General features: G+C 56.5%; 7 protein-coding genes. 3 read left to right on the top strand and 4 right to left on the bottom strand.

The annotated features are described in order from the left end of the window. Positions 1–120: 120 nt before the first annotated feature. On the bottom strand, positions 121–1,464 hold the full coding sequence (locus JAO29_RS09945; RefSeq protein WP_334268056.1) for an erythromycin esterase family protein: 1,344 nt from the start codon (positions 1,462–1,464) through the stop codon (positions 121–123). 308 nt (positions 1,465–1,772) lie between these two features. On the opposite strand from JAO29_RS09945, the gene JAO29_RS09940 reads away from it, so the two are divergent. From JAO29_RS09940 to JAO29_RS09930, 3 genes are all read left to right on the top strand, one after another. After that, entirely contained in the window at positions 1,773–4,187 is a 2,415-nt protein-coding gene (locus JAO29_RS09940; protein ID WP_334268055.1) for an outer membrane protein assembly factor BamB family protein, read from the top strand. A 331-nt stretch (positions 4,188–4,518) separates the two neighbouring features. After that, the gene (locus tag JAO29_RS09935) at positions 4,519–5,379 is read left to right on the top strand and encodes a c-type cytochrome (protein ID WP_334268054.1); all 861 of its coding nucleotides are present in this window, start codon (positions 4,519–4,521) and stop codon (positions 5,377–5,379) included. Positions 5,380–5,381: 2 nt separating this feature from the next. Further along, positions 5,382–7,055: an acido-empty-quinoprotein group A gene (locus JAO29_RS09930; RefSeq protein WP_334268053.1), complete on the top strand. Its 1,674-nt coding sequence runs from the start codon at positions 5,382–5,384 to the stop codon at positions 7,053–7,055. 30 nt (positions 7,056–7,085) lie between these two features. Here JAO29_RS09930 and JAO29_RS09925 read toward each other — a convergent pair whose 3' ends face one another. The 3 genes from JAO29_RS09925 to JAO29_RS09915 all read right to left on the bottom strand — a co-directional run bounded on the left by JAO29_RS09925 (position 7,086) and on the right by JAO29_RS09915 (position 11,324). Then, the gene (locus tag JAO29_RS09925) at positions 7,086–7,931 is read right to left on the bottom strand and encodes a sugar phosphate isomerase/epimerase family protein (RefSeq protein ID WP_334268052.1); all 846 of its coding nucleotides are present in this window, start codon (positions 7,929–7,931) and stop codon (positions 7,086–7,088) included. Next, positions 7,919–8,902 (bottom strand): Gfo/Idh/MocA family protein, encoded by a 984-nt coding sequence (locus JAO29_RS09920; protein ID WP_334268051.1) that lies wholly within the window; start codon positions 8,900–8,902, stop codon positions 7,919–7,921. Before JAO29_RS09920 ends, JAO29_RS09925 begins: the two co-directional genes overlap by 13 nt. Before the next feature lie 169 nt (positions 8,903–9,071). Continuing rightward, positions 9,072–11,324, bottom strand: coding sequence for an outer membrane protein assembly factor BamB family protein (locus JAO29_RS09915; RefSeq protein WP_334268050.1), 2,253 nt, complete (start codon positions 11,322–11,324; stop codon positions 9,072–9,074). Positions 11,325–11,345 lie beyond the last annotated feature (21 nt).

Genomic DNA, 11,345 nt, shown 5'->3' with positions numbered 1-11,345 from the left:
CACCTGCAACGTTCCACCGAACTGTGAGATACGGTCAGTTCGTACGACTGGATCTATGATCCGGTGCAGCTGCCGTTCTTGGGGTGCAATCCCATTATCGATATAGGAAGACACGCGGTCTCAATTCACGAGCGACGCTGCTTCTTCGCCGTGCCAGGCTTCGCTGGGTTCCAGAGGGACCAGTGCATGGGTCTGATCGATGTGAACCACGGCGTCGAACTGATTCGACATATTCGCGAGAAAGTAGTGGCTCATCCGTTCTGTCTCAGGCCGATAGATCACGCCAATGGCGCGCTCCAGACGAGATTCACTGAGGGCTTCCCGCAGCGAGGATTGGGAGCGCAGACGGAGCAGGAAGTTATCCAACTGAGTCTCATGAAAGAGGCGTTCGTAGCTACCCTGAAGCGAGGGGCGCACGCGCTTTCGCTGCGCCGGCTCATCCCAGTTGGTAGCTGCCGTCACTTCTCCGGTATGGGTCGTGAACCCAAGATTGAAGCACTGACTTCCGTGACGCTCGCGCACAAGCTGACCGAGATTCAGTTCGCCGCGCCGGCTCATCTGGGTCGCCTGGGCATCTCCCAGATGGGAGTTGTGCGCCCACACCACAACCCTTGCACTCGGGCCGAGGAAGCGCAGAAGCGCGTCCAGCGTGTCGGCCATATGGGTATCGCGCAGGTTCCACGAACTCTCATTCCGTTCGAACATCATGCGGTAGTAGCGTTCCGCATCCCGAACAAGCAATGCATTCTGTTCCGCCGAGAACGCCTCGCTTCGATCGTGAGGAGCGTGCCAGGTCGCGATCTCGGAGTTCTTCCGTTGGAGGTCGAGCAGTTGCTCAATCACAGCGGACTCGCAGCTCTCAGTCAATCCAAAATTTGCCGCATAACCATAGGCCTGGCTATCTTCTTCGAATTCCTCGAAGCACCCGTATCGCAGACGCGCACGTCTCGCAGCCTCAGGATCATTCCTGTAGAGATAGGTAAGAACGGCCTGAGCGGAGGTGTAGAGACTGTAAAGATCAAGACCGTAGAATCCAGCACAATGGCGATTGCCTCGATTGTGATTACGGAGCCATTCGGAGAAACCGACGACGTCCTCATTTCGCCACATCCATGATGGGAAGCGCTGGAATCCCCTTAGAGCTTCTTCCGCATCGTTGTCTGTCTTCCAAGATGGATCGGTCTGGCCAAGGAGATAGCGATTCAGGCGATAGGCATCCGGCCAGTCTGCCTCCGCCGCGACCGCAGAAAACCCCAACTCTGCAATCAGGCGTCGCGTGATGCGCGCCCGTTCTCGATAAAACTCATGCGTTCCATGAGAGGCTTCGCCGATCAGAACGATGCGGGCGTCACCGATGGCCTTGATTAGGGGATCATATTCGTCGGACTCTGCCTGATTGAAGCTGAGCGGGATTGCTGCTCGTCGGACTTGTTCGATAGCGTGATTCGTGGAGGTGCCGCCCATGTTTGTGTGATGGGGGACTCAATTTCCGCGTTGCCGCTTACCTGCATCTCCGGATGGCGCCGCAACCCGATTGTGCCGATAAAGCGCTTCCGCGGTCTGGGTTATCCGGCTTCCCGCCTGGAAGAGGATCTGGGCGAGTAGCCTTATATTTTGGAAGTCCTCTCATGTGCTGGGCGAGCGCGACCGGAACGCCCAAGTGTTTCCATCAGGGAAATCAAATCCCATGAGTTGCATAATGCGCAAACATAGTTGCGTCATGTACTATTCTCTGCGTCTCTCGGCAGGCTCTCTCAAGGGAAGGGAAAGAAATGGAAGGCCCACAAACATTACGGAGCATTCGCTCCGCGCATCGTGAAGTTTTGCGTCACGCACTTCGTCGGTTCCTGCAATCAGCCGTGCACGGCCCCATCTTCCAAGCTGATGAGTCGATCGAGAGTGGAGCCCTGGTGAGCAAAGTCTGGGTAGTTCTTGCGGCTGTCGTGGTCTCGTGCGCGGGGGTTGGAACAGCATCTGCACAAAGGGCTGCCACTAACTGGAAGGATTATCTCGGAGGACCGGAGAGCTCGCACTATTCGCCCCTGAAACAGATCGATACCGGAAACGTACATGAGCTGGACGTTGCCTGGAGTTATGCGACCGGGGATGACGTGACCTATACGTTCAGTCCACTGGTGATCGATAACATTGCCTATTTCGCAGCGAAGCAGGGTTCGCTTGTGGCGGTGGATGCAACGACCGGCAAGGAATTGTGGGCGCATTCTTTTACGACTCCGGGCAGTGTGCCCTCCCGGTTCAGCGGGATCACGGGTATGCGCGGCGGGAACTACTGGGAGAGCAAAGATCGAAAGGATCGTCGTCTACTTGTCTCCTCAGGAGGGTTTCTACAGGCTATTGATGCTCGCACAGGTAAGCTGGTGGACTCCTTCGCGGATCATGGGAAGCTCGACCTGAAGACCGGTCTGGACCGAGCCACTAGACCCTTGTCATCCCGAACTCCAGGTCGTGTCTTTGAGAACATCATCATCCTGGGTAGTGCAACTGGAGAGGGATACCTGGCCCCTCCGGGAGACATTCGTGCCTTCGACGTAGTCACGGGCAAACTTCTGTGGGTGTTCCATACGATCCCGCGTCCTGGCGAGTTCGGATACGACACGTGGCCCAAAGATGCCTATCAGTACATGGGTGGCGTGGATGTGTGGGGTGAGATCACCGTGGATCCCAAGCATGGGATCGCCTATTTTCCGGTAGCATCCGCGAAATATGAACTTTACGGCGGCGACCGTCCTGGTAACAATCTCTATGCCGATTCTCTCCTGGCGTTGGATGCCCGCACCGGGAAGTATCTCTGGCACTATCAGACCGTTCACCATGACGTATGGGATTACGACCCGGATGCCGCTCCTCAGCTCGTCACGGTAAAGCACGACGGCAAGACGGTGGATGCTGTGGCTCTGGCCTCAAAGAATGGCTTTCTTTATGTGTTCAACCGGATGACGGGAGAGCCGCTGTGGCCTATCGAGGAGCGACCCGTTCCAGCCAGCGACGTGCCTGGTGAGATTACTTCGAAGACGCAGCCTTTTCCAACCGTTGTGCCTCCGTTCTCGCGCCAGGGGATGACCGTGAAGGACATGTATGAAGGCTTCATGAAGCCAGATGAAGTCGCCTGGTGGAAAGATCGTCTGTCGAAGGCCAAAACCGGTTTTTATACACCGCCGTCTGTCGGGGTCGATACGATCAACCTTCCCAGCGTGAATGGCGGTGCATTGTTCTTCAGCACCGGAGCGGATCCGACGAACGGTACAGTTTACGTCTTGTCGAAGGATATGCCGTCGATTGTCAAGCTTGTTCCGGGCGGTGAGTCGACTACGGCGAATGCCGGTGGACTGATTCCATCCCGTCCGCACAATGCAGCACATGTCAGAACCGGATTTCCGACACAAGAACAGATGGGACGCGCCGTGTATGAACAGAACTGCCAGTTTTGCCACGGGCCCGAACTGAAGGGAGATCGCGGACCCGCACTCGATACCGCTGTTAGCCGCCTGGGTGCGGAGGCGACTCGCAACACAATCAAGAATGGCAGGGCCACCATGCCCGCGTTTTCTACTTTACCGCAACACTCCATGAACGATCTGATGGCCTTTCTTACGCAGCCCGATCTGGCTCCCCTGGGCTCTGCGCCGACGGCTGCCGCGCAGGCCATGATGAGATCGCTGACGAACGAGCCATCTTACCCCGCCGATGTCGAGGGACCTCCATCTCGATATAAGACCGGCTATGGAAACGAACCTTACATCATCACTCCACCGTGGAGCACGATCACCGCCTACGACCTGAATACGGGCAAGATCAAGTGGAAGACACCTTATGGCGATGTTCCGCAGGCGGGGCCAAGCGACAAGATGCGGGGGAACATCTACCCGAAGAGTGGTTTCGTCACCACTGCGGGAGGACTGCTCCTGTTCGCCGGCAATGACTCCAAGCTCTATGTGTTGGACAGTTCCACCGGTAAGCTACTCTGCAGCAAAGACCTGCCGAACGGGTCCCAGGGTGTTCCCGCCGTGTACGAGGCGAACGGACGGGAGTACATTTTGCTTGCGGTCAGCGGTGGCGCCACTCCGTATCCGGAAGGAGCCTACATGCCGGCCGGTGGCGTGTCTCCTTCCACAGTATCGAAGGGATATATCGCATTTGCACTTCCGTCTGCCAGCAAGAAGCATTAGGAATTGGAAAGAGCCAGCCAGCACTTAGCCAGAGAATGCGAAAGGTGAGAGTTGCTGGCTAGCTGCCCATCGGAATGCGTGCGGAGGGTGCGAAGTATCTCCCTGGGAAAGCCAAGCTGAATTGTGTGTAACCCCACGACGATGCAAAGGCTCAGAAACCCTATCGGAATCCCCTTTCCGGGCTGACGCCTGTACATACAACTTTCCGATGTAGTAAAAATCACATAACTGTTCACAGTGGCTTCCTTGCATCTCTGTTGCCTGTCTCGCTTTCGCAGAGGGTCACGAGACATTGCTCCGGGTACGCCGCAGAATTTGAGGGAAGGTGCTGGTGAAGGTTCGTCTCGTCACGTTTAGTGCAGTTACGGTCGCGTGTACCGCGATCTTTGTCTGGACGCATTCCTTCAAAGTGGTCCAGGTCGCCGCCGCACAGCGGGCTACGTCAGTCTTCAACTCCGGTCAGGTTCGTCCAACGGAAGACCCGGCCATGGTGGCGAAAGGCAAGACTCTCTATGCCGTGAATTGTCAGGCCTGTCATGGACAAGACCTGCGCGGAGGCGATATGGGTGGGCCCAATTTATTGCGCTCTCAGGTAACGCTCGCCGATCAGCACGGTGAAAATATCGTGCCGATTATCCAGGGTGGGCGAATGGCACAGGGAATGCCGAAGATCGGGATCACGATCGATGATTCCAAGGCGGTGGCTGCCTATATTCGCAGTGTAATCGGCACCATCGGCCGACAGGGAGCACCTCCTGGAGAAGAAAAGGTGCTGGACATCGTTGTTGGGGATCCGGAGCGCGGCTGGAGTTACTTCGCCGCACATTGTCAGAAGTGTCACTCTGCCGAAGGCGATCTGAAAGGCATTGCGAATAGAGTGCCGGATGCCAAGGCATTACAGGCGCGATGGGTCTCCGGTGGGGCGAGTTCCAGATCCCGCGATGCTGCCGCAACTGTAACCGCGGAGGTATTTACCTCTTCGGGTGACGTGGTTGAAGGCCAGGTCACGCACATAGATGACTTTCTGGTGACCCTGGCACTTAGCGATGGCACCTCCCGCAGCTTCGAGCGGATCGGTGCAAAACCAAAGGTTGTTGTGCATGATCCCCTTCAGGCGCATCAGGATATGTTGCGTCTGTATAGCGATCGGGACATTCATGATGTGACTGCTTACCTGGTGACCCTGAAGTGACTATGAAGAGTTCTCTGTTCCTCGTGCCGCTGTTCCTGCTTTCTGCATTTTCCGTCGGACAGCAAGGCACCGTGCCGCCAGAAAGCCTGCTCAAGCCACTCTCGAATTCGTGGCCTACCTACAACGGCGACTACACGGGCAAGCGCTATAGCGCTCTCACGGCAGTCAACAAGATGACCGTGAAGCATCTTACCCTTGGCTGGATGTCGCAATTAGTTCCGGGCGCAGAATCTACTCCGCCGTCTGGAAGGTCTCGTGGCCCGACCGTAATCCAGAATGTTGGCGGAGAAGGCTCCGGCGATATCGACATCCGCTCTGGCTCTATCAAGGGTTCTGTGTTGGCGGTCGACGGAGTGCTGTACGTCACGATGCCCGATAACGCATGGGCAGTGGATGCCCGTGATGGACGTCAGTTGTGGCACTACTACTGGAAGACGCGGGGCGGAACGCACATCGGTAATCGCGGTTTCGGTATGTGGCACGGATACCTGTTCATGGAGACCCCGGACGATTACCTGGTCTCTCTCGATGCGAAGACCGGAAAAGAACGATGGCATAAGACGATCGCCGACGTCGACCTGGGATACTTCGCGACGCCTGCTCCGATCGTGATTGGAGACCATGTGCTGGTCGGGATGGGCAATGACATTGATGCTCCCGGTTATCTCCAGTCCTTTGATCCGGAGACCGGGGATCTGCAATGGAAGCTGTACACCGTTCCGATGAAGAAGGGCGATCCTGGCGCGGACAGCTGGGCCAGTCTGGATGCGGCAAGTCACGGCGGAGGCCAAACGTGGATTACGGGCGCTTATGATCCTGAGACGAGACTCTACGTCTTTGGCACCGGCAATCCTACTCCGGCGTACACCACGGGCAAGCGGGGCGACGGAGACAACCTCTTTACGTGCGCGTTGGTCGCAGTGAATGTGGACACCGGGAAGATGGCCTGGTACTACTCCACCTCGCCCCACGATATGCATGACTACGATTCTGCGCAAACACCAGTTTTTGTCGATGGGATGTTCAGAGGCAGAATGCGGAAGCTGGTTCTGACCGCGGCACGGAACGGATATTTCTTCGTACTGGACCGTGTCACCGGCGAACACCTTCTTACGAGCAAATATGGCGCAACCACCAACTGGGCGAAGGGGTACACCCCTAAGGGTGCGCCGGACCACGATCCGGAGAAGGATGCGACGATCGCCGGCTCGCTTGATTCACCCAATTCCAGCGGCACCATCAACTGGGAGCCGGTTGCATTTTCTCCGAAGATGGGACTGCTTTACACGTATGAGACCGATACCTTCTCCCTCACTTACCTGACCGACACTGATCCGCGCGGATCGATGGGACTGGGCGGCAAGGAAGAGACGACAGTCGGCTCTGCAGGCAGCTATCTAACGGCCATTGATTACAAAACCGGACAGGCGAAATGGCGGCATAAGTTCCATACGAACTCCGTTGGCGGTGGAGGGATACTGGCAACCGCGGGAGGTCTCGTCTTCACTAGCGACGGATCGGGCAATTTGGTGGCATACGATGAGGTGGACGGTACGCCGTTGTGGCATACGCGTGTAGGACAGGTAACCAATGCCCCGCAGACGTTTACGCTGGACGGCCACCAGTATCTTCTCTGCGCCACTGGCGATTCACTGTGGTCCTTCCTGCTCTACTGAGAGTTCTCGCTCTATAGACTGGCAGACGGTTTACATGCCGATCTGAGCCTTCCAGCTCTTCAGCCGGCTGATTGCGGTGCGAATGTCAGCGGCTTTTGTGACAGCGTCTGGTTCCTCGCGTTCGATGGATAAGATGCCCTGATAGTTCATCTTTTTCAGTTGGGTCAGAAACGCCAAGAAATCGACTTTTCCCTCTCCCAAAGCGACTTCCTGGCCCAGGCCGGTGCCGGGCGCAGGGGGAAGCCCATCCTTGCAATGTACGGAGAGCACATGGTCGTGCAGCAGTACAAGCGCCTCCAGAGGATCGCCCGAGCCGTAGAGCACCATGTTCGCCGGATCGAGGTTCACCTTGAGATTAGGCCTTTGAACATCTCGGATGAATCCCAGCAGGACCTTTGCGGATTCCTGACCTGTTTCGAGAACGAAATCCTGCGAATAGGCCGCACACGAGTCGCATAAGAGGCGAGTGAGATCCCGCATCTCCTTATAAAGCGTGGCTCCCCGATCTTCCGGGATAAAACCGATATGGCACGAGACGGCGCGGATAGAGAGCGCATCTGCAAACTTTGCGATCTCGCTGGTGCGCCGAATCCGCTCTGGTCGATACTTCTCGACGGTGAAGCCGACGGTCTGATGAACACGCTCTATGTCAGCGTAGTCCTCGCCTGCATAACAGCAGACGGCGCTTGTTACGACAACCTCATGCTCTTGGAGGGCACTCTTCCATGAGTCCAAAGACTTTTCGCAGTCCATACCGGGGGGCACGCCCAATTGTCCGGCGCGGAGGCCGAAGCCCTTAAGGTAAGCCAGGGTTGCTTCTGCACTTTCTTCGGCCCAGAAGACCAATCCGATCTCGAGTGGATTTATGTCCGACACTGCATTTCCTTTCCATTCTGCTCTCGCGAGAGCTTCAACAAGTTCGAAATTTTAACGGCCAGCGCTGACTCTACAGGGGGACAGAGGTCGGGGGCCGAGTTATTCCTGCAGCAATCGACGAAGTAGGTGAGCTCAGAGAGATAGCCGTTGTCTGTAGCGGGAATTTGGATCGTGACCTGGGTTCCACCTCGCTCCCGCGAAAGAGTGCCATCTTGATACACGAGCGATTCTCCCGTCGCTTCGATACGGAAGTTGGCTGAGAAAGGAGTGTCGGGCTCAAGCCAACCACCTTCTACCTTGACTTCGAGGCCGTCTGGATAATGCAGTATGGCCTGCATCGTATCCACAGGGCCGAGACTTATCGCTTTGGCTGTTTGAGGCTCGCCGAAGAGCGAGAGCGCCTGATCGAGATCGTGACTCAATAGGTCAAGAATTGCGCCACCGCTGCGTTCTTCTTTGCCGAGCCATCCACCCCAACCCGGATATCCGGTACTCCGTTGCAAGGTACAGCCTCGAAGTTGCTCGCGACCGACTTCCTTTACAAATGCGGCAGCGTAACGGTAGGGGAACATAAACCGGAGAACCTGTCCGACCATAAAGACCCGGTTGCTCTTTTTTGCCGCCTCCAGCAGATCAGCACAGTCCGTGGAGGTGAGTGCCATGGGCTTCTCGCAGAAGACGTGCTTGCCGTTCTCAAGGGCATTCAATACCGCTTCTTTGTGAAGATTTGTCGGCAGGCAGATGTCGACTGCGTCGATTTCAGCATCCTGTATCACCTTTTGCCACTCGGGAACCCATTTCACCGACTCCGGCAACGGCCCGCTCGGCAGGTCCATGTTGCCTCGTGCCGGCGAATCGGTAGAAGGCCTGGTACGGGTTGCGACAGCGGTCACCGCAATACCGTCTATACATTGCAATGCGGCCAGATGCGCGCCGCCCATAAACCCATATCCTAATAATCCAAACTTCATGAAAACTCATCCAGTTTGAAGATAGCGCTGATGCGGTGAATAAATCGTGTTCGAGTGCGAGTCTCATGCCGCAGGGGAGAAACGATGGCTGACTAGTGGTGAAACGAAATCTTTTTACCGATGCTATTTGTCTTCTCCCGGGTGTGCGTTTGCGAACTGCAAGAAGCAATCAATGCGCTTTTTCTGCATCCGGCAAGGCAAAGACCACGTAAGCTCCATGAATGGGTTCCTGGGAAGCTGCATGACCGGGGACGGCATGGGTGTAGGTTGTTGAACGTGCCGCAGCGCAGAAGGCCACGTACTCTCGCCCATCGATCTGGTACACAGCCGGCATTCCCTCCAGGGCGGCGTCCATTTGGGCCTGCCAAAGCACCTTACCGGTATTGCTATCAATTGCGCGCACCATCCGGTCTCGGGTTCCTGTAAAGATCACCCCACCCGCGGTCACGACCGGGTTGGTCTTGGGAAAGTGGGAACCGGTATTGGCGTGGCCCTGAGCTGCAAGCTCAGGCACCTCGCCCAGCGGGATCTTCCAGCGAATTGTGCCGGAGTTCAGATCGTAGGCAGTCAGGGAGGTCCAAGGCGGTGCAATCACAGGCAGCCCACTGCTCGCGAACATGAAACCGAATCCGCTGCGGTAGTGGGCCTTTGCGGGGTCAATCGGGGCGGCCTTCGCTTGTTCGTTAGATGTCGCAGCTTTTTCTGGGTGCTTGAGATAGGCCAGCAGGGCATCGACCTCTGCATTGGATAGCTGTGAGAAGGCAGGCATGGGCGGCTTTCCAAACTTCACGGTCTCGTGAAACTCTTCGTCGCTCAAACGCTCCTGCACGTTCTTTAACGAGGGAATTGCCGGAGGGCGTCCAAGCAGATCCGATCCATGGCATGCGCTGCAATTGTTTGCATAGACGCTTCGGCCGCGCGTCTCGCCAGACCCGGTTGTCGGCATTTCGGGAGCTAATGTCAGCTTGAGCATCGACGGAAGATCCTTGGAAACGATGTACAGCAGACCGTGGGAAGGATCGACGGCTGCACCTCCGAAGTTGGCGCCCCCGTTATTACCAGGCATCTCGACCGTGTCCTGGGTGCTGGGAGGCGTGAAGAGACCATGGTTCTTCGCGCCACGCAGCTCTCGTTGAAGTTCTGCACGTTCTTGGGGTTCCAGATAGGGGCTCAGATCCTTCTCAGTGAAAGCCTGCCGCGCGAATGCAGGAGGTTTCGAGGGGAAGGGTTGCGTAGGCCAGGTAACCTCGCCTGGCATGTCCGACTTTGGTACGGGTCGCTCTTCCACTGGCCACAAGGGCTTGCCCGTGTCGCGATCGAACACCCACAAAAACCCAACTTTACTTGGTTGGGCGACAACATCCACCAGCTTTCCATTGTGCCGAACTGTAGCCAGCAGAGGCGTAGAAGGATTGTCGTAATCCCAGATGTCATGATGGACCATCTGGTAATACCAGAGGAGCTTGCCCGTTGATGCGTTGAGTGCAAGCAGGCAATCACCAAACAGGTTGGCACCAGTTCGATCTGCACCGTAGAAGTTGTATTTCGGGCTTGCGGTGGGAACGTAGAGGACGCCGCGCTTCTCGTCGATCGCCATACCGCTCCAGGCGTTTGCTCCTCCAACGGTTTTCCAGGCATCTTTCGGCCATGTATCGTAGCCAACTTCACCGGGATGAGGAATCGTGTGGAAGCTCCATGTAAGCTTTCCGCTGCGTATGTTGTAGGCGCGCACGTCTCCAGGACCAGACTGATACTCCTCATTCATAACGGAGCCGAGAATGATCAGGTCATGGAAGACGCGGCCGGGGTTGTACGACTGAACCAGTGTCAAACTCTTCGGATCCCGCCCCAATCCCTCGCGCAGATCGACCAGCCCGTTTTCCCCGAAATCCGTGATGGGTTTTCCCGTGCGTGCGTCCAGTTCCTGGAGGAAGTTGTCGACGGCAAGAATCAGTCGCCGATCCTTGCGATCTTCGCTTTCCCAATAATTGAGACCGCGAGTCGTAATCAGAGGCGTCTTCGCATGGAATGAGTGGGCCCACAACTCTTTTCCGCTCACTGCATCCAGCGCCACAACGGAGTTGTTCTTTGCCAGGACATACATCGTGCGGTCGACGATAAGAGGGTTGAAGAGATAGCCCCTGCTATCACCGGTGCTGAAGCTCCAGACCTTCTGCAGCTGGGATACGTTAGCTCGGTTGATCTGCCGGAGGGACGAATATTGTGCGCCGTCCGGCGCGCCTCCGTAGTCTTTCCACTGGGCATGAGGGGCGTCTATGTGTGATGCCTCTGCGACGCTTTGAGCCATCGCGGTTGCGGAGAGGCCACCTATAAAAGTCAGCATTACCAAAGCAGAAAAAAGACCTCGGCCAGACGTCTTTGCAAGCAACTGCGTAACCCGCCTCTCGGAACAGATATTCATCCACGAAGAAGCCCCTTCTCA

The organism is Edaphobacter sp. HDX4, assembly GCF_036877565.1.
Taxonomy (GTDB): Bacteria; Acidobacteriota; Terriglobia; order Terriglobales; family Acidobacteriaceae; genus Edaphobacter.
Note: the sequence above shows the minus strand (reverse complement) of the source record. Positions and strands in the feature narration are given on the sequence as shown.